Source organism: Sphingobium sp. RAC03, assembly GCF_001713415.1.
Lineage (GTDB): Bacteria > Pseudomonadota > Alphaproteobacteria > Sphingomonadales > Sphingomonadaceae > Sphingobium.
In genome coordinates this window covers 612,209-635,765 of the sequence record NZ_CP016453.1, presented here as the reverse complement: position 1 = coordinate 635,765, position 23,557 = coordinate 612,209, and the positions used below count along the sequence as shown (strand labels likewise).

Sequence of the window (23,557 nt, the reverse complement as noted above, 5' to 3'; positions counted from 1 at the left end):
GCAGCCTGTTCCCTGTAGTCCGATTATCGCGAACGACGGGGCAATCCCAAGCGAAAGCCGGTGGCAGGACGAGATCATCCCCCCGGCGATCATGACCGCAATTCCATGCCCGCAAGGTCACCGCGCGCGCGCCAATCCTGCAACAATGTCTGGAACGCGCCCCAGCCGGGACCGTAGCTGCGGAACAGAGCCCAGGGTGCTTTGACCTGGCCTTCATTGGTGAAATAGCTTGGCGTACATTCGATCTGGAAGGCGGAAGTGTCATATTCCACGTCGTGGAAATGCTGGACATAGGCGTCCTGCGCGTCCGCCGTGGTTTCGACCGAGGCCGCACCCTTTGCCATTGTCGCCTGGATGATATGGGCGATATGTTCCGCCTGCCGCCCGAATTGTTCGGTGACGCTGGCGTTGAGGCCGCCCTGAATATAGCCGATGAAGAACTGGTTGGGAAAACCATGGGTCATGGTGCCGTGCAGCGTCTTTGGCCCGTTCGCCCAATGATCATAGATGGACAGGCCATTGCGCCCCTCCACCACGTCAATGCCCCAGCGGCGCTTGAGGTCGCTGGTGACTTCAAAGCCGCTGGCGAAGATCATGCAATCGACGGTATAATCGACGCCGTTCGAGACGAAGCCCGTCTCCGTCATCCGCTCCAGCCCCTTGGCATCCGACACGTCGATCAGTTTGACGTTGGGCTGATTGAAGGCGGCGTAGAAGTCGTTGCTGGAGAGCGGGCGCTTACACAAGAAGCGATACCAGGGCTTGAGCGAGGCGGCGGTCGCCTCGTCCTTGACCATGTCATCGACGCGGGCGCGCAGCCGCTCCATGACGCGATAATCCACCACTTCGCGGCGGGCCATGAATTCTTCGGGCGACAGTTCCGGCCAGCCTTCGGCTTCCAGTTCGGCGTGGAGGTTGCGCGCGATTTCGGTCCAGATGTCGCAGATCAGATCCTGCTCACCGGGCAAGAAAAATTCCATCGCGGCGCGGTGGAAATTGGCCTGGCGTTCGGCCTGCCAGCCGGGTTGCAGCGATTCCGCCCAGTCGGGATCGGTCGGCGGATTGGGCCGTTCGTCCACGGTCGATGGCGTGCGCTGAATGACGTAGAGCTGCTTGGCGTAGCGGGCGAGATGCGGGACTGCCTGGATCGCGGTGGCACCCGTGCCCAGGATCGCGACGCGCTTGTCAGCGAGCTTGTCCAGCACCGGGCTTTTATAGCTGCCGCCGGTATAGCCATAGTCCCAGCGGGCGGTGTGGAAGATCTTGCCCTGATAGCGGTCTATCCCCTCGATCCCCGGCAGTTTGGGCATGTTGAGGACGCCGCAGCCCATGATGACGAAGCGGGCGCGGAAATGATCGCCGCGGCTGGTTTCGACATGCCAGCGCTGGAGTGTATCGTCCCATTTCAGCGCGGTGACGAGGGTGTGGAACAGGGCGCGATCGTGGAAGCCGAAGCGCTGGGCGATCTGTTTGATATAGGCTTGAATCTCCGCGCCGTCGGCGAATTTCTTGGACGGCATGAAGCCGGTTTCTTCGAGCAGCGGCAGGTAGCAATAGGCGTCATTATCGCACTGGATGCCGGGATAACGGTTCCAGTACCAGACCCCGCCAAAGTCGCCGGCATGGTCGATATTGCGGAAATCGGTGACGCCTTGCTTGGTCAGATGATAGCCCGCCAACACCCCGGCAAAGCCTCCGCCCAGCACCAACACGTCGAGATCCTCGACCAGCGGGTCGCGCGGGGTGACGGCCATGTGCGGATCGACATCATAGCTGTGGGTCGTGTCGTCGGTGGTCGGCTGATACTGCGCCTGCCCGTCACCGCGCAGGCGCTTGTCGCGCTCCTCGCGATATTTTGCGCGCAGCGTCGGGATATCGAATGTATCGGGCGCTGGCGTCCGGGTGGGAGTGCAGCTCATATCCGCTCCATGGCAGCTTGTTGTTTCCGGCAACTAATCAACAACCCTGTTCATTTGCAATGCGGCCTGCGTGGTTAGCGCCGGAGCGATGTTTCGCTGGGCCCTCTGTTTAGGGCTTGGCCGCGCGGGCTAGGTTGAGCGCGTAAAAAGCGGGATGAGGATGTTGGACATGGCGCAGCAATTGATGGATTTCACCGGCCGGACGATCATCGTCACGGGCGCTGCGGGCGGCGGCATCGGCACCGCGACGACGAAGATGCTGGCGCAGGCGGGCGCGACCGTGATTGCCGCTGGGCGAACCCAGGCCAAGTTCGATGCGCATATCGCGCCGCTGATTGCGCAAGGGTTGGCGATCGTGCCGGTGATCGCCGATGTCGGGACGGACGAGGGCGTGGCGAAGGTGATGGAGGCGGCGGTGGCGGCCCCTGGCACGCTCCATGGCCTGGCCAATGTGGCAGGCGGGGCCGCGCCGCAAACCTGGATGCGCGCCGAGCGGGTGACGCGGGCGGACTGGCGCGCTTTGTTCGAGCAGAATCTGGAGACGATGTTCTTCATGAGCCAGGCGGTGGCGCGGGAATTGCGGGCACGGGGCAATCCGGGGGCGATCGTGGGGGTTTCATCGATCAGCGGGATGAACAGCGCGCCCTATCACATCGCCTATGGCACGGCGAAAGCGGCGATCGTCGCGGCGACCCGCACGTTGGCGACCGAGCTGGCGCTCGACAATATCCGCGTCAATACGGTTGCGCCGGGCATGACGATCACGCCGGGATCGGGCGCCTATATCGACGCGGATGTGGCGCGGGATCAGGCGGCGATCGCCATGGGGCGGCGCGCCCGGCCGGAGGAACAGGCGGGTGCCATCGCCTTCTTATTGTCCGACCTGTCGAGCTATATCACTGGGCAGACGATCTTGGTGGATGGCGGGCTGAACCTCAAATGGACGCATCTGGGCGCGGACAATACGTCGCTGTTCCTGAAGAATGAGGATTTCCGAGCAGCGATAAAGGCGTAACAATGGCTGGCATGAGCGCGATCGAAAGACAGACATTGCGGGGGGCGGACGTAGACCTGGCCGCGGACGTCACCGGGCCGGTGGATGGCCAGCCCATCCTGTTCCTGCATGGCAGCGGGCAGACGCGGCAAAGCTGGGGCAAGGCGCTGGTCGAGGCGGGGCGCCACGGGTTTCGCGCGCTATCCATGGATTTGCGCGGGCATGGCGACAGCGGATGGTCGCCCGATGGACGCTATGACCTGACCGTCTTTGCCGATGATTTGCGCGCGGTGCTGGCGCAATTGGACCGACCCCCGGTGGTGGTGGGGGCGTCGCTGGGTGGGATCGTGGGCATGATCGTGGCCGCCGCCGATCCCGCCGCGATCAGAGCGCTGGTGTTGGTGGATATCACCGCAACGGTGGACATGGAGGGGGCGAATGAGGTGATCGCCTTCATGAACGCCGGGTCGGACGGCTTTGCCTCGATCGAGGAGGCGGCAGCGGCGGTTTCGGCCTATCTGCCGCATCGTGACAAGCCGCAGAGCAGCCGGGGACTGGCGAAGAATTTGCGGCAACGCGGCGCGCGCTGGTATTGGCATTGGGACCCGGCCTTCATGACGATGGGCGTGGATGCCAAGCAGGAGGCGGAAGGACCGACCGTGCTGGAGACGGCGGCGCGGGCGCTGACGATACCGACACTGCTGATACGGGGCGGGCGCAGCCGGATCGTGACCGAGGAAGGGGCGCGGGCTTTCCTAGAGATGGTGCCGCATGCCGACTATGTGCATATCGACGGCGCGCACCATATGGTGGCGGGCGATGCGAATGATGCGTTCAACGATGCGGTGTTCCGCTTTGCCGATCGGCAGGTGGAAGGATCAGCGCAGGCTGACGGGTAACGCGCACAAAAAAGGCGACGCCGGAGCGTCGCCCTTATCTGGTGCGTACTGACACTTGTTAACTGCCAGACCGCGATCTCTGAGGCTTCAAGTTCGCACAGGCACCAACCGCCGTCAATAGTGACAATGATCGACAGACCCATTTCGGCGCAGAATTTGCCTTGACCTTAACCAAGTAACTTGGCCCATTGGATTTTCTCTTCTGGGGGTGGATGGTCATGACAGGCAAAAAGCATATATATTGGCGCTTGGGCGCTGACCTGGGGGCCAATTCGCTGGGTTGGGCGGCAATCGAACTCGATGCGCCGACCGATGGCAAGCCGATCGGCATTCTGGCCGCCGGTTCGCGGATTTTCAGCGATGGCCGTGATCCCAAGTCCGGGGCCTCGCTCGCGGTGGACCGGCGCGATGCGCGGGCGATGCGGCGGCGGCGGGATCGCTTTCAGCAGCGGCAGCGGGCCTTGCTCAAATATCTCGTGGCTGACGGGTTGTTCCCGGAAGATGAAAGTGAGCGCAAGGCGCTGGCGGCGCTCGATCCCTATGCGCTCCGCGCACGGGCGCTGGATGAGGCGCTGTCGCTGCATGAATTGGGCCGGGCGCTCTTTCATCTCAACCAGCGGCGCGGTTTCAAATCCAACCGGAAGGCCGATCGGAAGGCGGATGACGATGCGGGCAAGATCGCCATCGGCGTCGATCGTGCGCGCGAGGCCATGGCCGAGAATGGCGCTCGCACCTATGGCGAGTGGTTGCACCAACGCCGCGCCAGTGCGACGGACGCCAATGCGATTCCCCCAGTGCGGACGCGACTGCGCCCTGAAAGTGGCGAAGACGCCAAGGGCGATGGGTATGATTTTTACCCTGGCCGCGACCTGCTGGAGGAGGAATTTGCGGCCATTTGGGAGGCGCAAGCGGCGCATCATCCCGACGTGCTGACTGACGACGTGTATGAGCGCCTGTTCGAGATCGTCTTTTACCAGCGCCCCTTAAAAGCACCGCAGATCGGCATGTGTACGCTGATCGCGGGTGACCGGCGGCTGCCCAAGGCGCATCCCTTGTTCCAGCGCCGCCGCTTGCTGGAAGAACTTAATGCGCTGATGATCGTGCGACCCGGTGAGGTGGCGCAGCGTCTGACGCGCGAGGAACGCGATACGCTGTTCCTCAAGCTCAAGGATCGCAACAAGGTTAGTTTCGAAAGCCTGCGCAAGACGTTGAAGCTGGACCCCGATGCGCGGTTCAACAAGGAGAGCGAAAACCGTACTGAGTTGAAAGGCGATGAGGTTGCGGCGGTGATAGGAAGCAAGACGCGCTTCGGCAATCGCTGGGTCCATTTGTCGATCGAAGAGCAGTGGGCGGTGATCGAGCGGCTGGGCGATGTCGAAAGCGATGCGCAGGATGACGCTTTTCGCTCTTGGCTGGCCGAGCGTTATGCGTTGACGCCGGAACAGACGCGGGCCGTCACCAATGCGCCGTTGCCGCAGGGCTATGGTCGGTTCGGCGAGACCGCGACACGCAAGCTGATCGACGCGCTGCGCGACGGCGAGAAGGATGGTCGAGTGCTGGTATATAGCGAAGCGGTCACGGCGGCGGGCCTGGGCCATCATAGCGACCGGCGCACGGGCGAGGTCTTCGAGGACGAAGAGGGGCGACCGCAATTGCCCTATTATGGCGTGGCGCTGGAGCGGCACATCATGCCGGGGACGGGAGATCCGTCCGATTCGGATGAAATGCGCGTTGGTCGACTGACCAATCCCACCGTCCATATCGGGCTCAATCAGTTGCGGCGGATCGTCAACCGGCTGATCCGCGCCTATGGCCCGCCCGCCGAAATCGCGATCGAGCTGGCGCGCGAACTGAAGCTGACGGATGAGGACAAGAAGCGGATCAATAAGGAGAATAACAGCAATCGGCTGGACGCGGAGAAAAGGTCAGAAAAGCTGCTGGCGATCGGCAAGCCTGATACCGGTGCGAACCGGGCCTTGCTGAAATTATGGGAAGAACTGAACCCCGCCAATGTACTGGACCGGCGGTGCATCTATAGCGGCGTGCAGATTTCCATCGACATGCTGTTTTCCGCTGCGGTCGAGGTCGATCATATCTTGCCCTTCACCGCGACGTTGGACGACAGCAATGGCAACAAGATCGTCTGCACCCGCGAGGCCAATCGGGAGAAGCGCAAACGGTCCCCCTATGAAGCGTGGGGGCATAGCGCCCGCTGGGAAGAGATTGCCGCGCGCGCCGCGCAATTGCCGCGCAACAAGCGCTGGCGGTTCGAGCCGGACGCGATGGAGAAGTTCAAGGATGACGGCGGTTTTCTGGCGCGCCATCTGGTCGATACCCAATATCTCGCCCGGCTGTCGCGCGAATATCTGGCGACGCTCTATCCCGACAAGGGTGAAGGGACCGGCCATATCTGGGTTTCGCCCGGCCGCCTGACCGAGATGGTGCGGCGCAAGCTCGGCCTCAACGACCTGTTGCCCGACCATAATTTCGGCGGCGGTGCGGATGGCGGCGCGCGGCATCGATAGGGTGACGCCCGAAGCCAAGCGCGCCTTTACCGGGCTGATCGCGCTCGACCTGCCTGGAGCGGACGGCACGACGACGGTGGCAGGCGCAGCCAATCGGGCTGCCCAAAGCCTGGCGCGGGCGTTTCAAAGCGGGCTGGCGACCGACATCATTCTTCCGGTCCCGCCTTCTACGCTGGAACTGGCCGGGCTCGACGCGCTACTCCCGTGAGCGCGAACCAACTAAGCGGATATCGCCTGATGTGGATTTTCGTGATGTTCGACCTGCCCGTGGGCACCAAGGAGCAGGCCCGTGCCGCGACCAAATTTCGCGAGTTCCTGCTGGACGAAGGCTTTGAGAAAAGCCAGTTTTCCGTCTATGCTCGTTTCTGCAACGGCAAGGAGCAGTTTGAAACCTACATGCGGCGAGTCGAAGCGAAGCTCCCCGATAATGGCGATGTCCACATCCTCAGTTTCACGGACCGGCAATATGAGAATATCGTGCGATTTTCAGGGCAACGGCGCAGGCGGCAGCGGAAAAACCCCGATCAGCTGGCTTTATTTTAGCGATTCGGGTCGTTTTGAAGGCGGTCGATCCGTCGTTATCGCTTTGGTTTTCAATGCGATAACGACGGATCTATTATAACCGCTCAGAGATCGCGGTCCAGCGGCAACCGCAATGACCATCGGTGCTTCGGTCGGCGTATTATAACCGCTCAGAGATCGCGGTCCAGCGGCAACGAAAAAGCGCCCGCCCAGCCGCCGATCGTCAATTATAACCGCTCAGAGATCGCGGTCCAGCGGCAACGCTCGCCGAACTGTCAATCAAACATCCGTTATTATAACCGCTCAGAGATCGCGGTCCAGCGGCAACGTCATCAATGTCGTCGTCATCATCTTCAGCATTATAACCGCTCAGAGATCGCGGTCCAGCGGCAACTGTCTGGCTTCGTGCCCGGCGGGGCGTTGTATTATAACCGCTCAGAGATCGCGGTCCAGCGGCAACATAAAGGCCGGGGAGCGCGCAGATATTCGCATTATAACCGCTCAGAGATCGCGGTCCAGCGGCAACTCTGGCTCAGAGTATCAGCCGCATCCTCTAATTATAACCGCTTGTCTTATGACTTTGTGGTCCGTTCGGGTCAGGATGCGATGTCCGGTCCGGGGTGGCCACCCCGGACCGGACGGAAGGGGACGGATCGCAAAACCGCTGGTCGTGAAGGGACCGGGTTAGAGTAGGATCGCCCCTTTCTTTTTCATCAGGCCCGAACGGATACCGGGGCTTTCAAGGCCCGGATGACAAGCATGGGACAGCGAAAAAGATGAGCAACTCTCTACCACAAACCATCGGCATCGACATCTCCAAAGCGACGTTGGACTGCTATGTCCATCCCATCGGGATCGAGCGCCAGTTCCCCAACACCACCAAGGGCCACAAGACCCTGATCGCATGGGCCGGGCAATGGGAGGTCGAGCGGATCGCCTATGAGGCTACCGGCATCTACCACCGCGCGCTGGAGGTCGCGCTCGGCCATATGCCCTGCGTCAAGCTCAACCCGGAACGGGCAAGGCGCTTCGCCCAGGCGACGGGCACGCTCGCCAAGACCGATCGCATCGACGCCAGGCTGCTCGCACGGATGGCGGTGACGCTGAAACCCCCGGTCAGGCCCGCCCGAAGCCCGCAGCAGAACCAGTTGGCCGAACTCGTCAACGCCCGCGATGGTCTGGTGCGTGATCGCACCGCGCTCAAAAACCGCGAAAAGAACCTCACCGTCACGCTGCTTAAGCGCCAGTGCAGCCAACGGCTCGAACAGATCGCTCGCCACATCGCTGCGCTCGACGCTGAAATCGCGGCCGTCATTGCCGCAGATGAAAAGCTCGTCCGGCGCCACCACATTCTCACCAGCATCGCTGGCCTCGGCACACTCACCGCCAACCAGATCATCGCCACCATGCCCGAACTCGGATCGCTCGATAACAAGCAGGCTGCCTCGCTCGCCGGACTTGCCCCGGTCGCGCGCCAGTCCGGCCAATGGAAAGGCAAAAGCTTCATCCGCGGCGGTAGGGCCAATGTCCGACAGGCTCTCTACATGCCTGCTCTGGTCGCCGCCCGATTCAATCCAAACCTCAAGGCCAAATACCAGCAGCTCATCGCTGCCGGAAAACCCGCCAAAATCGCCATCACAGCCATCATGCGAAAGCTCATCGTCACCGCAAATGCGCTACTCAGGGCAGATCGTCTCTGGACCACAGCATGCGCTTGACCATCACGGATACTCAGAGATCGCGGTCCAGCGGCAACATTGCAGATCCACCGCCGATCGACGCTTTGATTATAACCGCTCAGAGATCGCGGTCCAGCGGCAACAGGGCATAGTTGGCGTGCGTGAAGCGCGAGATTATAACCGCTCAGAGATCGCGGTCCAGCGGCAACTCTTCGAATACCATTGACGCCGCGATTGCATTATAACCGCTCAGAGATCGCGGTCCAGCTGTGTCTATGGCTGCTTTGGTTGCATGGCCAATCCTGCCAGACCCGTGGCCGCGTCGGTCATGAATAGATAGGCGTCGGTGCCGGGTTGCCGATCCTTGTTGATCGACTTTGCCGGAACCGCGCCGCTTTTGTCCTGATGGGTGGCCAACCATTTTTGCGCGCGCTTTAGGGCGGTTGCAGTGGACGGATCGCCTGTTTCTCGTAGAATGACGGCGACCGATGCGGTGGCGTAGCCGTCGCTTTCCTGTGGCAAACTCGTTCCATCGATGCGCTGCCATGTCGATAGGCTCGGCAGGTTCCAGCCGCCATCCGGTCGCTGGTTTGCCATCAATTCCGCGAGGATTTTGGTACGTTGCTCTGGCACCAACACCCCATGAAGCTGGCTGTCCGCCCATAGGATGAGAGAGCGAGAATAGAGCGAGCCGCCGCCGATGCCGCCACGCAAATAGGCGCGGAGCGCTTCGACTTGTGGCCCAATGGCCGGGTTTGCGGCATAGCCGTCGGGCGCACGAGCAACAGCGAGTGCCGCCAGGGTCGCGCCCCAATATGTCGCGCTGGTCGATTCAAAGGGTTCGAGGCGGAAATTGAGCCAGGTGAAGCCACCCTTTTGATCCCCCGTCATCATCTGGACGCCCCACATGTTGGCGAAGGCCTGTCGCGTATCCGCGCCAAAATGCCCGCGTGCCTGATCGCGGGTGGCGAGGATCAGAGCGTTCAGGACCGCTTCGACGCCGCGGGATTCGGCAGATTTGGGCACGCCGCGCGTCTGATCAGGGTAGAAAGGCTCGACCGCGTCCCACAGATAAACGCGTTTTACCACATCATCGAACATGGCCATTTCATCGATACTTTGTCGATGTTCGCCAGATCGTGCGCGCAAAGCGGGCATCGCCAGAACATGCGGCAGCGAGGTATGACATGATACGCAGCGCGTGCCATGATCCCGTTCGGATTTGGGCCATTGCCGCCACCAGGTCAGGCGACTTTCAAGATAGCGGGCGGCCGCTGCATTATCCCAACCAGGTGCCTGCGCAGGCGCGGCCTGTCCGCGCGACATCGCTGCCATCGCGAGAAGGGCGGCAGAGGAAAGAAGCAGCCAACGGGTCATGCAGTATCCTATCAAACATGCGAAAGGATAGGTGGAAGGCCTTCGCAGGCTATGGGTTGTATGACGTAGAAGTCCCTGCGGAATGGCGGTGCGCGGCAATCAGGGCAGTTTTGCGATCAGTCTTTTTAAAGAAGCGTTCGGCAAGCGACGGTGGATCGCGGCGCGCTATTGTGCCTGTCCAGTTCGTCCAGGGTTGCCAGCGCCATCGCCTTATAGGGCGGCAGGAGTGTAGGGCATTGTTCGCCCAGCGCTGCGAGATGTTTGGCGATCGTTTCGTCGTCGCCGCGCAGCAGCGGGCCGGAGAGGCCTGCCATGCCGTGATCGAGACTGACGTCCAGCGCGGCGCGTACCAGGGGGCCGAGGAGTGCCGAGGGTTCGGCGACACCGGCGGCGGCGAGTGCCTGGCAGGCACCGGCAATCAGCGTGACCAGATGGTTGGCACCGTGGCATAAAGCGGCGTGATAGAGCGCCCGCTGCGCCTCTTCGATGGGCACCATGATGCCGCCCAGCAAGGCCACGAGCTGGAGCGCTGCTGCGTTGGCTTGCTCAGTCGATCCGGTGACGGCAAAGCGGGCGTCGACCATATGTTTGACTTCGTTCGTCGGATTGCCGGTGAAGGTCATGGCGGGATGGATCGCCGCCGTCATCGACGTGGCGCTGCGCAGTGGGTCCAATATGGTCGCGCCGCTGCGCCCGCTGACGTGGAAGATGAAGCGTGGCCGGTCGGTGGCTTCGGCCTGTGCCAGTGCGGCGACGATGTCTGCGAGGGCATCGTCCGCGACGGCAAGTATGATGAGATCGCAGTCGCGGGTGATCTGGGCCATATCTCCAGCTGCCTGTGCCCGTCCGAGGACTCCGACAGCCTCGGCGCATTTCGTGGGGTTCCGGCCCCAGATCAGGAGCGGGTTGTTGGATTGGGCGGCCAGCGCACAGCCGATGGCGGACGCCACCCGGCCTGTGCCGATGATGCCGATCCGGCGGTAGGGCGATGTGCTGACCATGATTGTCACCCTAGCCCACGAAGCATGGCCCGTCATCGCATGGATGACGGGCCATCGCCATTTGTCAGCCGACCGCGCGGCTCATCAGTCGGTCGAGCCGGTCAGAGAAGGCGCGCGCGTCGGTGGGTTGTTCGCCATCGGCGATGCGGGCCTGGTCGAGCAGCAAATGGGCGAGGTCGGACTTGAGACCATCCGCATCGTCGCTCGACGCCAGTTTCTGGATCAGGGCATGGCGCGGATTAATCTCCAGCACGGGGAGCGCCGCCGTCGGGAGCTGGCCTGCGCTGGCGAGCAGCTTTTCCAATTGCCGGTCCATGCCGCTTTCGGGCGCGACCAGGCATACAGCGCTGGTCGTCAGCCGGTCCGACGCGCGCACATCCGATACGGCATCAGCGAGGGTCGTCTTGGCGAAGGCGAGGAAGTCGGCGACGGCTGCATTTTCCTGCTCGGTCGGCTTGTCCGCGCCTTCGACCAGCGGGATGAGGCCCAGGTCCGCGCCGCCCTGCGTCACCGACTTGAACGGCTTACCTTCATAATCGACGCCCATCGTGGTCCAGAAATTATCGACCTGATCGGGCAGCAGCAGCACTTCGATCCCGCGCGCACGGAAGCCTTCGAGCTGCGGCGAGGTGAACAGCCGGTCAAGGTCACTGCCAGTCGCATAATAGATGGCGGTCTGGTTTTCTTTAAGCTGCGCGACATAGTCTTTGAGCGAACGCCAGCCCTCCCCCGATGTCGTGCTTTTGAACCGAGCGAGGCCAAGCAGCGCCTCGCGCCGTTCGAAATCCTCGTACAGCCCTTCCTTGAGGACGGGGCCGAAATTCTCCCAGATGCGCTGATAGGCTTCCGCGTCATTATCGGCCAACTTCTGCAGGTCGCCGAGCAGACGGCCGGTCACGCCCTTCTGGATGGCGCCCAGCACCGGGCTGTCCTGAATCATCTCGCGCGACATGTTGAGCGGCAAGTCGGCGGAGTCCACCAGCCCGCGTACGAAGCGCAGATAGCGGGGCAGGATCGGTGCTTCATCAGTGATGAAGACGCGACGGACATAGAGTTTGATATGCCCCTTGCGATCCGGATCGAACAGGTCGAACGGCTTGGTTTCGGGGATGAAGGTCAGGACCGAATATTCATAGCGGCCCTCGGCGCGATAATGGACCGTGTGCGCGGGCTTGTCATATTGGCCGGCGACGCTGCGATAGAAGTCGGCATAATCCTCTTCGCTGATCTCGGACTTGGGCTTGAGCCACAGTGCGGCGCCATCGGCGATGTCGACGCCATCGGCATCGGGCTTTTCGAACAGCATGATCGGGACCGGGACATGGCCCGACTGCGCCTTGATGATGCGCTCGACCGTGAAGCGTTCGGCGTAGGATTTGGCGTCTTCCATGAGGTGAAGGACGACGCGGGTGCCACGCGTGGGGGCGTCGGCCAAATCGACCGGGGCGATGGTGTAGGTGCCCTGCCCGTCCGAGGTCCAGCTGGCGGCGTCCTGCGATCCGGCGCGGCGCGAAAACACCTCGACCTGGCTCGCCACCATGAAGGCGGAATAGAAACCGACGCCGAACTGACCGATCAGTTGCGAACCTTCCTTGCCCGCTTCGGCCGCCAGGCGTTCCATGAACGCCTTGGTGCCCGACCGAGCGATCGTGCCCAGCGTCTCGCCCATTTCGGCGGCGGTCATGCCGATGCCATTATCTTCGATCGTTAGGCGGTTCTGGTCGGCGTCCAGCAGAACACGGATGCGCGGTTGCGGGTCATCGCCCAGCAGAGAGGGCATGGCGATGCCTTCATAGCGCAGCTTCTCGCACGCATCGGCGGCGTTGGAAATGAGTTCGCGCAGGAAGACGTCACGGTCGGAATAGACCGAATGCACCATCATGCGCAGCAGCTTCGAAACATCCGCCTCGAAAGCATGGGTTTCGGGCGCGGTAGCAGTTTCAGTCGTCATGGCAGGTTTACCCTTTGAATGCGTCAACGGCGCGGCAAATGGCGGCTCGTCGTGCATTTTGCAAGATCGATGCTTGGCCTTTCATGACGCGAGACGGGGTGGATTGGCCCCTTACTCTATCGATTGCACTTCATCGGTATGGACGTCGAACCGCACCAGATTGGCGGGGCCAAAGGCAGTGGTCAGGGCGACGTCGGTCGCATCGCGTCCGCGCGCCATGAGGATGCGGCCGATGCGGGGGCGATTGTGACGGGCGTCATAGGTGTACCAGTTGCCGTCGATATAGACGTCGAACCAGGCGCTGAAATCCATCGGCGCATCGACCGGCGGGATGCCGATGTCACCCAGATAACCGGTGCAGTAGCGCGCCGGGATATTCATGCAGCGGCACAAGGTGACAGCGAGATGGGCAAAGTCACGACATACGCCGCGCCGTTCCTGATAGCCGTTCCACGCGGTCTTGTCTGAACGGGCATAATGATAGCCGAACTCGATATGGTTGTGGACGAAATCGACGATCGCATCGACCCGATCGCGGGCCGAGGCATAATGGGCGAAATTGCCCCAAGCGACATCCATCAGCCGATCGGTCTCGCAATAGCGGCTGCCGAGCAGGAAGGGCATCACCGCGTCGGGCAGATCCTCGACCGGGATTTGCGGACCATCGGGCGCGCGGACGTCGGGCTCGCCATTATCCTCGATCACGAAATCGCAGGACAGGGTCACGCCGCCGGGCGGGATAGCGAAGCGGGTGGCGACATTGCCGAACCCGTCTTCGAACTGATAAAGCGGAATGTCGGGGCTGGCCATCAGCCGCTGGGGCGTGCGCAGATCCTGATGGCGCGAGGGATGCACGCTCAGCAGCGCGACCATGGCGGTCTTCGCATCGGTATTGAAGGCAATATCATATCCGCAGCGGATCAGCATGGACGGGTACTTTCCTTAAGCGCCGATATGTCGGCTGTTGATGGCACCATGGTTGGTCGAGGGAAACAGGCTAGGGTCCGCACGCAACACATCAACCGATACATCCATGTTCAGGAAGCTGCCGGGCGGGCCGAACCATGTGCCCGACAGGGGCAGCGCCTGATAGGGATCGCGCGCGACGGCGACGCGGATGAGGCCGCGATTGCCGATGATGCCGTTGGTGGGATCAAATTCGACCCAGCCTGAACCGGGCAGGAAGATGCGGACCCAGGCATGGGTGTTGCCGCCGCCCACCACATCTTCGGATCGCGAGGGATTATACACATAACCCGAAACGAACCGCGCGGCGAAACCCAGAGCGCGCACCGCCTCGATCATCAACACGGCAAAGTCGCGGCAGGTGCCCTGGCGCAGCTTGAGCGTTTCTATGGGCGATTGGGTGCCCTTTTCATGGCGGGGGACATAGGTGAATTCGCGCTGGATGCCCGTGGCGATCTCCGTCAACAGCGCGATCGTGCTGGTATTGCCATGATTGCTGACGAAGCTGCGCGCCCAATTATCGACGATGCGTTCGGGATCATGATATTCCCGTTCGATCGACCGAAGCAGGTCGGGCATGTCTTCCGACGAATAAGTGAAAGGAAAGAGGCGCGCATAGGGTTCGACGTCCACCTGCTTTTGCGCGAGCGGGGCATGATCCAATGTGGCTTCGCTATTGACGACCAATTGCGCGGCGCGCGCCTTGAACGTGGCGATGGCGACCGAATTGCCGAAAACGTCGTGCAGCCAGCGCAATTCGCTGGGCGCTGGATCGATGTCGAGGCGCGCGGACAGCAAGCGCTGGTCAAATGCCTCGCGAGGGCGCATCATGATGCGATGTTCACCCAGGGATACCGGCTGCTGATAGTGATAGATGGTGCTGTGTCGGATGGTGAGCAACGGCATAGGGTCATGTCCTGATGGCCGGGCGCACGGCAGAAAATCTATTGGGTCCGGGCGATCCGTTGCCGTTCGGGCTGTTCAACGCAGAAGGCGGCTCCCCGTTCCTGCTGATCGGCGATCATGCGGGAGCGGCTATTCCGGGGGCGCTGGGGGATATGGGATTGAGTGCGGCCGATCGGGGGCGGCACATCGCGATCGATATCGGGGTTTACGGCCTTGGTCGTGCTTTGGCGCGGCGGCTGGATGCGCCTTTTCTGCATCAGAGCTATTCGCGTCTGGTTATCGATTGCAATCGTGACCCGGCGCACGCCGAGGCGATACCCGCTTTATCCGATGGCACCGTGATTGGCGGCAATGCCGACTTGGACATGGCGGAGAAGGCAGAGCGGGTGAGAGCGATCCACCGACCCTATCATCAGGCGATGGCGGACCTGATCGCGGCCCGAACGGCCGCCGGGCGCGAGACGATCCTGTTGTCGTTGCATAGTTTTACCCCGGTGCTGAACGGTGATGTCCGTCCCTGGGATATCGGCATATTGCATTGGCAGGGGCGGACGGATTTCGCGCTGTCGATGCTTGATCAGTTGCAGTCGATTGCGGGTGTCGTCGTTGGCGACAATGAGCCCTATGCGATGGATGCCACCGACTATACGGTGCCCTTTCATGCTTTCCCCAACGGGTTGCGCTATGCGGAAATCGAGGTGCGGCAAGACCTGATCCAGGACGCCGGGGGGCAGGCGCTATGGGCTGAGCGTATTACCAGCGCGGCACAAGGGGCCATCGCTTAGCGTTCCGCCTGACAGACCCAGCCATGGAAAAAGATTCCAAGGGAACGTCCGCACTTACCGCGCATTAGCCTCCCCGACAGGAGGCCTCATGACTTATAGTGACCGTATGACCCTATTCGCGCGCATCGGCTTTGCGGCGCGCGGGCTCGTCTATATCCTGATCGGCTGGTTTGCGCTGGACGTCGCGTCGACGGGTGGCGAGGTGAAGGATAATCAAGGTGCGCTGGGCAGCATGGTCGATGCGCCGCTGGGCCATGTGCTGCTGGCCATCTGCGCGCTGGGGTTTGCCGGCTATGCGATATGGCGATTGACCGAAGCGGCGATGGACCCGGAAAATTGCAGCCGGACGCTCAAAGGTAAATTCAAGCGGGTGGGCTATGCCATGAGCGGCATTTCCCATGTCATCCTGGCGGTCGCCGCCGCGCGCCTGGCCTTGCGTCAGACATCGGCGCAGGAGGGCAGTCCCGGCGACGCGAGCGCCGAAAGCTGGTCCGCTTGGCTTTTGTCACAGCCGGGCGGCGTGGTCCTTCTAGTACTGGTTGGCCTGGTTCTCTTTGCGGTTGCCGCGACGCAAGCGATCAAAGCCTATAAGGCGGAGTTTCGCGAACTGGATGGCGATACCCCCGCCCCCGACTATGTGCGCTGGATCGGACGCTGTGGTTATGCCGCACGCGCATTGATATTCGCGCTGATCGGCTGGTTCATAATTTCGGCCGCACTGAACCATGATCCTGATCAGGCGGGTGGTCTGGGCGAAGCCCTCAAACAGTTGCGGGCGCAGGAGGAAGGCACCATCATTTTGAGCGTCGTGGCCTTTGGCCTGGGGCTGTTCGGGGTCTTTAGCCTCATCGAAGCGCGCTATCGCCGGATGCGGGTCGCCAAGCCGGATTTCCTGCGATGAACCGCCCGATTTTGGCCCATGTCCGGCCGTATGAACAGCGATTCATGGACCAAAATCACGGTCAAATCGTTTCTGAAACAACCGGCTCCCTGTGAGCGCAAGAGTTTGAGGACGATATGACGGACCTGGCAAGCGAAGACCGCAAGGTGACTATTTCGACCGGCATTGCGGACCTGGACAATATTTTGGGCGGCGGCCTCACCGCCAATCGTGCCTATCTGCTGGAAGGAACGCCTGGCAGCGGCAAGACGACGATCGCGCTGCAATTCCTGCTGGAAGGCGCGCGCCAGGGAGAGCGCGGTCTTTACATCACCTTGTCGGAAACGTCGGCGGAGTTGAAGGAAGTCGCGCGCAGCCATAATTGGGTGCTGGACGATATCGACCTGTTCGAACTGGTCAGCGGCGAAGGGCTGGACCCCGACGCGGAGCAATCCATATTGGAGCCGTCCGAAGTGGAATTGGGCGAGACGATCCAGGGCGTGATGGAGTGCGTCGATCGCATCCGGCCGGTCCGAGTAGTGTTCGATAGCCTGTCGGAAATGCGGCTGCTGGCGCAAAATTCGCTGCGTTATCGCCGCCAGATATTGGCGCTGAAGCAATATTTCTCGCAGCGCCATTGCACGGTCCTGATGCTTGATGATCGCAGTTCCGATCCCAACGACCTGCAATTGCACAGTATCGCCCATGGCGTCATCACGCTGGAACAAGCGGCGCAGGATTATGGCACCGAACGCCGCCGCCTGCGCGTCGTGAAGATGCGCGGCGTGAAATATCGCGGCGGTTATCATGATTTCGTGATCGAAACCGGTGGCGTGGCCGTCTTCCCCCGTCTGGTCGCGAATGAACATCATGGTCAATATGTCCAGCAGTTGGTTTCCACCGGGCTGGAGCGCATGGACCAGATGCTGGGTGGCGGCATTTCGGTGGGCACCAATTTGCTGTTCAACGGACCTTCGGGCGTGGGTAAGACGACGACGGCGGTGCAGTTTGGCCTGAGCGCCATCGCGCGCGGCGAAAAGGCGGCCTATTTCCTGTTCGATGAAGGGCGGCCGACGATGATTACCCGTGCCCGCGCCATGGGCATGGATTTGCAGCCGCATCTCGACAGCGGCGCGCTGACCGTCACGCAGATCGACCCCGCGGAAATGTCGCCGGGCGAATTTGCCAGTTGGGTTCGTCGCGCGGTGGAAGAGGATGGCGTGCGCTTCGTGGTGATCGATAGCCTGAACGCCTTTTTGCAGGCCATGCCGGGCGAGAAATATCTGGTGCTGCAGATGCACGAGATGTTGAGCTATCTGAACCAGCAGGGCGTCATCACTGTCCTCATATTGGGGCAGCATGGTATCATCGGTGAGGTCCGGTCCGACGTTGATCTGAGCTATCTGTCCGACACGATCATCCTCTTTCGCTATTTCGAGGCGAAGGGGGAAATGCTGAAGGCGGTATCGGTCGTGAAGAGCCGTACCACGCCGCATGAGGCGACCATCAGGGAGTATCGCCTGGGCCGCAACGGCATTACCGTAGGCGAGCCGCTCAAGGATTTCGACGGCGTTCTGACGGGCGTGCCGACCTATAGCGGCAAGACGCCCTTGCTGGCAGCAGAGCCGGCTGCGAGCGAGACATAAGGATGGAAGATCGCATCCTTGTTCTGGCGCTGAGGGGTAGAGACGCGGCAGTGATGGAAACGCTGTTGGCGAAGCAGGATTATGCCTGCACGACCTGCGCCGATGCGCGCGCGCTGAGCGACGAACTGACGCGAGGCGCGGCTACGGCCATAATTACCGAGGAGTCGCTGGCCGGGGCTGATCGTAGCGCGCTGGACGCTTGGGTCGCGCAACAGCCGCCATGGTCGGATTTTCCTTTCATCCTGCTCGCTACGCGGCGGGCTGGGCATCGGCCGCGCCACGCGATGCTGGTGCTGGAGCGGTTGGGCAATGTCATCGTGCTGGAGCGGCCGATCCATAGCGAGACGCTGGGCAGCGCGGTGCGGTCGGCGATGCGGGTGCGGCGACGACAATATGAGGCGCGCGAGCGGCTGGCCGCGCTGCAACTCGCCGAAGAGCGGCTGACGCATCTCAACGCCAATCTCGAAACACGGATTGCCGAGCGCACGAGCGAATTGTCGCGCGCCAACAACATGTTGATGGAGGAAGTAGCGGAGCGCGAGCGCGCGCAGACGGCGCTTGTCCAGTCACAGAAGATGGAAGCGGTCGGCCAGTTGACCGGCGGCATCGCGCATGACTTCAACAATCTGCTGACCGTCGTATCCGGTAACCTCGAAATGATCGAGCGGCGGAGCGACGACGAGAGGATATTGCGCCACGCCCGTTTCGCAGCAGAGGCGACCGATCGCGCGGCGAAGCTGACGCGCCAGCTTCTGGCCTTTTCGCGCACCCAGCAATTGGCGCTCGCGCCGCTCAGCCTCAATGCGCTGGTGGAGGGCATGGGCGACCTGCTGGCGCGGACGATCGGCCCGCGCATCGACCAGCGGCGCGTCCTGGCGGACAGCCAGCCCTGGGTGATGGCGGATGTGCATCAACTCGAACTGGCGGTGCTGAACCTGGCGATCAATGCGCGCGACGCGATGCCGGACGGTGGCATATTGACGATCGAAACGGATGCCGGGCGCTCTGCGCCGGAGGGCGTGAGGCCCGGACGCTATGGCGTGGTGCGGGTGCGCGACAATGGTGTGGGCATTCCCCGACCGATCCTGTCCAAAGTGTTCGACCCCTTTTACACGACCAAGCCGTTGGGCAAGGGTACCGGCCTTGGCCTGAGTCAGGTGTTCGGGATCGCCCGGCAGTCCGGCGGTATCGCGCAGATCGACAGTGTGCAGCATGAGGGCACCACCGTCAGCATATGGCTGCCGCTCGCCGAGCAACCAGTGGTCGATACGGAGTTGGTTGCGCAGATTTCGCCGTCGGACCGGGTCCGTGCGAAGCTCAACATCCTGGTCGTGGACGATGACGAAGGTGTGCGCCGGTTCGTTGCCGAAGGACTTGAGAGCTTTGGCTATCATATCACGCAGGCGGCGTCGGGCGCGGAGGCGGTAACGATGCTGGACGCGGCCCTTCCCGACGTGATGATCGTGGATTTTGCGATGCCCGGTATGACCGGGATCGAACTGGCCGAGGACGCACGACGCCGGGCACCCGATCTGCCGATCATCATGGTGACGGGCTATGCCGAAGAAGGCGTGTCGGCGGACACGAGCCTGATCACCCATATAGTGCGCAAGCCCTTCAAGATCGATGCGCTTGTGGGCGTGCTGGACATGACGACGGGCATATTGGCCAGCGCGCCGGATTGAAGGTTTGGGCCGGGGGCGGCCGATTGCGCGCCCTCAGGCGACGCTGTCCAACGGTCGAGCCACAAGCAGCCCCTGCATCGCGGCAAGCAATTCGTCGATACGGAACGGCTTGCGCAGCATTACGGCATTACCGCCCATGACGGAATCAATGGCGTCGGTATCGGCAAATCCGCTGGCGAACATGACGGGCAGCGACGGGCATTGCTGTGCGATCCGAGCGGCGAGTTCGGCGCCATTCATACCCGGCATGGCAAAGTCGATAATGGCGATGTCGAAGTCCTGCGCGTCGAGCTTGATCAGGGCGCTGGCGCCATCAATCGCTTCGACCACATGATGCCCATGGCTTTCCAATGCGCCCGCAACGATGGTCCGCACGCTGTCATCGTCATCCACGAGCAGGATGCGCACCGCGTCCCTCTCCGCAGCAGGCGCAAGCGCGGCCGCGGGCGACGCGGCGAGGGGTTGCCACGTCGTGCAGGGGAGCAATACGCGAACGGTGGTGCCTTCGCCCAGGATGCTTTCGAGGCGGACGGTCCCGCCCGCCTGTCGCGTGCTGCCATAGATTTGCGCGAGGCCAAGGCCCGTGCCCTTGCCCACCGCCTTGGTCGTGAAGAAGGGTTCCATGGCGCGGCGGCAGGTAACTTCGTCCATGCCCGTGCCGGTATCGCGCACGGCGATTTCGACATAGTCATTGTCGGCGATTTCGCTGTCGCCGCTGATGGTGCGGACGTGGGTGGAGATGGCAAGCGTGCCGCCATTGGGCATGGCATCCCGCGCATTGATCGCCAGGTTCAGCACCATCATTTCCAGTTGGGTGGCGTCCGCCAAAACCGGGACTGGGTTCGGATTGAGCTGAAAATCGAGCGTGATCATCGGCCCCAGGGTACGCGCAAGCAGATCATGCAACGGCCGGATCACATCGCAGACCAGGAGCGGTTGAAGCTGGATGCGTTGCGCGCGGGCGAAGGCAAGCAGTTGCGCGGTTAGCTTGGCACCGCGTTCGGCCGCGTCGAGACCACCCTGGGCATAGCGGCGCACCCGGTCGAGATCGTCGGGGCGGCGCAGGATCAGGTCATAGGCCCCGACGATCGCCGCCAGCACATTGTTGAAGTCATGCGCCATGCCGGACACGAGTTGGCCAATGGCTTCGAGTTTCTGGCTGTGCAGCAAGGCTTCCTGCGCATCGCGCAATTCCCGCGTGCGCGCTTCGACCCGTCCTTCGAGCGTCGCATTGAGTTCGCGCAACTGTTCCTCGACCGCAGCGCGTTCGATGACCAGCCGAGTGCGTTCGGCGATCTCCTCCATGAAGGCGGTATCGTCCCGCTGCCAGGCGCGCGCGTGGCGGTCATTCAGATAGACGATGGTTTGCAGGCGGCCATCGCGGATGAAGGGGACGACGAGGATCGCGCGGGTATCGACCGATTTGGCGTCCGCGTGGAGCCGGATGTCATCGCTGAGGTCCGAATGGAGCAGATCGTCGATGACAACCGTCTGCCCAGCCTTGAGCGCGGTGACGATTTTCGGGCCGAAGGTCTTGGTGGGATAGCGACCCAGCAAGGGCGGTGCCGATCCATCGGTCCAGCAAATATCATAATGGAAGATATCCTCGACCGGGTCGAGTTGGCCATAGCCGGTACGGGCAACGCCGAAATGCGCGCCCATGAGCGCCGCGACCTCCTGCAAGGCTTCCTCGGTATTGCGGCCACGCAGCACGTCGGCAATCTTGAGGCGCAACGCGATGCGCGCCTCCCGCCGGGTGATATTGCGGAACAGCCGTTCCAGCCCGGCAGCCCCCAATGCCAGCAGCAGGATCAGGACCGTCACCGCGCTGATCAACATGGCGAGATAGGTTTGTCCCAGATTCCCGCCACCGCCGGTCATAGTCATACCCGTCTTCGCGGTGAAGATCGCCGCGCGCATGCCCGCATAATGCATGCCCGCTATCGCTACCCCCATGATGGCGGCCGCGACCAGCCGATGCGACAATTGATGATCGCGGGCGGCGAGCCACATGGCAGCTGTCGCAGCCCCGACTGCGATCAGAACGGACAGCAGCAGCCAAAATGGATCATAGCGGAGCGTTGCCGCCATGTGCATGGCCGCCATGCCGAGATAATGCATGCCGAGCACGCCCGCGCTGATCAACAGCCCCGCCACCGCCAAGCGCAGCGGTGCCATGGCCGACCGGCTCAACATCCAGAACCCGGCCCAGGTGAAGCCCAAGGCCAGCGCCAGCGACAAGAGGGTGAGCGCGAGGTCATAGCGCATCACCATGCCCGGCATGGTGAAGGCGAGCATGGCGACGAAATGCATCGACCAGATGCCGCCGCCCAGGGCAATGGCGGCGGCCGTCACCCACATAAACCGCATCCAGCCGGTGGACGCCCGCATGCGCGTCGCGAGGCTGAGCGCCGTGAACGATGCGAACATGGCGATCAGGATCGACAGGATAACCAGAGACATGTCGTGGGTGCCGCGCATCATCATGGGAGTGCTAGTCTCACAGGCCGACAAACAGCGCAATAACATGGATTTTCATGCCGACCCAAAAGGTCCGGTCGCTGCCATTCGTATAGTCCGTCAAATTTCTGCCGACAGCGCGTGAATGGGCAACAGCGCCGCGCCCAAGGTGATGGGCGAACTGCCGAGATTCGAGACCTGCACCGGCGGCCTGCGATGGTCGAACATGGTGACCAGATGGGCGCTGCGCAGGCGATCGGCCAGGCCATCGAGAATGGCACGCGGCAATGCCCCCGCCAGCATGATCGCGCCCGGATCGAACCAGGCAAAGGCGGAATTGCAGACGATTTCCAACTGCCGTGCGGCGCGATCGAGCCAGGTTTCGATGATGGGCGCCTGGTCTGTGGCATCGAAATCGATTTCGGCGACAGAGGAAATGTCACACCCGCCCGCGCGCAGGACGGCGAGCAGGTCGAGCGGGCTGGGACGTGGCCGGTCACCGGGAAACAAGGCCCCGATCTCGCCCGCCGCGCCAAATTGCCCGCGCACGAGGCGGCCGTCGACGATGACGCCAGCGCCGATGCCAAACCCAAGCAGCAATATGACCATGGAGGAAAAATCGCGGATCAGGCCGCCGAGATAATATTCGGCGATGGCGGCGGCGTTGGCGTCATTTTCGATCCACAAAGGCCAGCCCATTTCGGCTGAGAATATGTCGTGCAAGGGCGCGTCCCGCCAGTCGGGAAGGACATCGACCACTGCCCAACGGTCGCCCGCCAAGGACAGCGCCGGGCCAGGAACGGCAATACCGATGCCCAGCATCCGTTGCCCCAGCAGGCCATGGCGATCGACCAGCATATGGGTGATGCGACGGATTTTGTGCGCGAATGCCCTGGGGTCGATCGGCTCGGTCGCTTCATGATGGATCGCGATCGTGGTGCCGGTGAAGTCCACCAGCGCGATCTCGATCAGACCCTTATGCGCGGTCGCGCCGACCGCATAGCCGCCGCGCGGAGCGAGGCGGAGGGGGATGGCGGGCCTGCCCCGCCGCTGCACATCGACGTCGGGCATTTCCTCGACCAGGCCGAGCGCAAGCAGATCGCGGGACAGCCGGGTCAGTGCCGTGCCGCTGATTTCCAGCGCCGCCGACAGCGCGGATCGCGACAGCGGGCCGGACTTGCGCAGCCTTTGCAGGATGCGGCGCTGGTCCTTGTCGATGGAGGGAAATTGCATGGCCTTGGCCCTCTTCATACCGGCTCTGTCGCACGATGAGCGCCGCGCTAGGCGGATTTATTTATTTTCACAACAATAATTAAAAATGTCATGTTCATCGACCACGGGCCGCTCGACCACCACAGAGGG

Annotated in this window: 18 protein-coding genes and 1 CRISPR repeat array; of the genes, 10 read left to right on the top strand and 8 right to left on the bottom strand. The window is 62.2% G+C overall.

What is annotated here, in order from left to right; translation table 11 throughout:
- Nucleotides 1-89: 89 nt before the first annotated feature.
- The gene (locus BSY17_RS02895) at nt 90-1,919 is read right to left on the bottom strand and encodes a flavin-containing monooxygenase (protein ID WP_069064266.1); all 1,830 of its coding nucleotides are present in this window, start codon (nt 1,917-1,919) and stop codon (nt 90-92) included.
- A 169-nt stretch (nt 1,920-2,088) separates the two neighbouring features.
- Here BSY17_RS02895 and BSY17_RS02890 point away from each other — a divergent pair, with 169 nt between their 5' ends.
- The 6 genes from BSY17_RS02890 (at nt 2,089) to BSY17_RS02865 (ending at nt 8,577) form a co-directional block, all read left to right on the top strand.
- On the top strand, nt 2,089-2,934 hold the full coding sequence (locus BSY17_RS02890) for an SDR family NAD(P)-dependent oxidoreductase (RefSeq protein WP_069064496.1): 846 nt from the start codon (nt 2,089-2,091) through the stop codon (nt 2,932-2,934).
- 2 nt (nt 2,935-2,936) lie between these two features.
- On the top strand, nt 2,937-3,812 hold the full coding sequence (locus BSY17_RS02885; RefSeq protein WP_083216997.1) for an alpha/beta fold hydrolase: 876 nt from the start codon (nt 2,937-2,939) through the stop codon (nt 3,810-3,812).
- A 218-nt stretch (nt 3,813-4,030) separates the two neighbouring features.
- On the top strand, nt 4,031-6,337 hold the full coding sequence (cas9, locus tag BSY17_RS02880) for a type II CRISPR RNA-guided endonuclease Cas9 (protein ID WP_237236128.1): 2,307 nt from the start codon (nt 4,031-4,033) through the stop codon (nt 6,335-6,337).
- The gene (locus BSY17_RS02875; RefSeq protein ID WP_069064265.1) at nt 6,315-6,545 is read left to right on the top strand and encodes a hypothetical protein; all 231 of its coding nucleotides are present in this window, start codon (nt 6,315-6,317) and stop codon (nt 6,543-6,545) included. The genes cas9 and BSY17_RS02875 overlap by 23 nt, the downstream gene beginning before the upstream one ends.
- A 44-nt stretch (nt 6,546-6,589) precedes the next feature.
- Nucleotides 6,590-6,880, top strand: coding sequence for a CRISPR-associated endonuclease Cas2 (gene cas2, locus BSY17_RS02870; RefSeq protein WP_237236126.1), 291 nt, complete (start codon nt 6,590-6,592; stop codon nt 6,878-6,880).
- Between the two features lie 72 nt (nt 6,881-6,952).
- Nucleotides 6,953-7,385: direct repeats of the CRISPR family, unit length 36 nt; unit sequence ATTATAACCGCTCAGAGATCGCGGTCCAGCGGCAAC.
- A 250-nt stretch (nt 7,386-7,635) separates the two neighbouring features.
- The gene (locus BSY17_RS02865) at nt 7,636-8,577 is read left to right on the top strand and encodes an IS110 family transposase (protein ID WP_006966739.1); all 942 of its coding nucleotides are present in this window, start codon (nt 7,636-7,638) and stop codon (nt 8,575-8,577) included.
- A gap of 234 nt (nt 8,578-8,811) precedes the next feature.
- On the opposite strand, the gene BSY17_RS21810 is transcribed toward BSY17_RS02865, so the two are convergent.
- The 5 genes from BSY17_RS21810 to BSY17_RS02840 form a co-directional block, all read right to left on the bottom strand.
- Complete coding sequence (locus BSY17_RS21810; protein WP_237236125.1) at nt 8,812-9,915, bottom strand: hypothetical protein; 1,104 nt, start codon at nt 9,913-9,915, stop codon at nt 8,812-8,814.
- 125 nt (nt 9,916-10,040) lie between these two features.
- Nucleotides 10,041-10,916: a Rossmann-like and DUF2520 domain-containing protein gene (locus tag BSY17_RS02855; RefSeq protein WP_069064264.1), complete on the bottom strand. Its 876-nt coding sequence runs from the start codon at nt 10,914-10,916 to the stop codon at nt 10,041-10,043.
- Between the two features lie 64 nt (nt 10,917-10,980).
- Nucleotides 10,981-12,867 carry a molecular chaperone HtpG gene (gene htpG, locus BSY17_RS02850; protein WP_069064494.1) on the bottom strand — a complete coding sequence of 629 codons (1,887 nt, stop codon included), beginning with the start codon at nt 12,865-12,867 and terminating at the stop codon, nt 10,981-10,983.
- A gap of 111 nt (nt 12,868-12,978) precedes the next feature.
- Nucleotides 12,979-13,794, bottom strand: a complete 816-nt coding sequence (locus tag BSY17_RS02845) for a transglutaminase-like domain-containing protein (protein WP_069064263.1) — start codon at nt 13,792-13,794, stop codon at nt 12,979-12,981.
- 15 nt (nt 13,795-13,809) lie between these two features.
- The gene (locus BSY17_RS02840; RefSeq protein WP_069064262.1) at nt 13,810-14,739 is read right to left on the bottom strand and encodes a transglutaminase family protein; all 930 of its coding nucleotides are present in this window, start codon (nt 14,737-14,739) and stop codon (nt 13,810-13,812) included.
- A 14-nt stretch (nt 14,740-14,753) separates the two neighbouring features.
- Between BSY17_RS02840 and BSY17_RS02835 the strand changes: the two genes are divergently transcribed.
- From BSY17_RS02835 to BSY17_RS02820, 4 genes are all read left to right on the top strand, one after another.
- Nucleotides 14,754-15,524 (top strand): N-formylglutamate amidohydrolase, encoded by a 771-nt coding sequence (locus tag BSY17_RS02835; RefSeq protein ID WP_069064261.1) that lies wholly within the window; start codon nt 14,754-14,756, stop codon nt 15,522-15,524.
- Between the two features lie 88 nt (nt 15,525-15,612).
- Nucleotides 15,613-16,425: a DUF1206 domain-containing protein gene (locus BSY17_RS02830; protein WP_083216996.1), complete on the top strand. Its 813-nt coding sequence runs from the start codon at nt 15,613-15,615 to the stop codon at nt 16,423-16,425.
- Nucleotides 16,426-16,541: 116 nt separating this feature from the next.
- Nucleotides 16,542-18,050, top strand: coding sequence for an ATPase domain-containing protein (locus BSY17_RS02825; protein ID WP_069064259.1), 1,509 nt, complete (start codon nt 16,542-16,544; stop codon nt 18,048-18,050).
- A gap of 2 nt (nt 18,051-18,052) precedes the next feature.
- A complete protein-coding gene (locus BSY17_RS02820; RefSeq protein WP_069064258.1) occupies nt 18,053-19,735 on the top strand; it encodes a response regulator in 1,683 nt (560 codons plus the stop codon).
- Nucleotides 19,736-19,768: 33 nt separating this feature from the next.
- On the opposite strand, the gene BSY17_RS02815 is transcribed toward BSY17_RS02820, so the two are convergent.
- Both BSY17_RS02815 and BSY17_RS02810 read right to left on the bottom strand, forming a co-directional pair.
- A complete protein-coding gene (locus tag BSY17_RS02815; RefSeq protein WP_069064257.1) occupies nt 19,769-22,222 on the bottom strand; it encodes an MHYT domain-containing protein in 2,454 nt (817 codons plus the stop codon).
- 93 nt (nt 22,223-22,315) lie between these two features.
- Nucleotides 22,316-23,428: an ROK family transcriptional regulator gene (locus BSY17_RS02810; RefSeq protein ID WP_037480778.1), complete on the bottom strand. Its 1,113-nt coding sequence runs from the start codon at nt 23,426-23,428 to the stop codon at nt 22,316-22,318.
- Between the last annotated feature and the right edge of the window lie 129 nt (nt 23,429-23,557).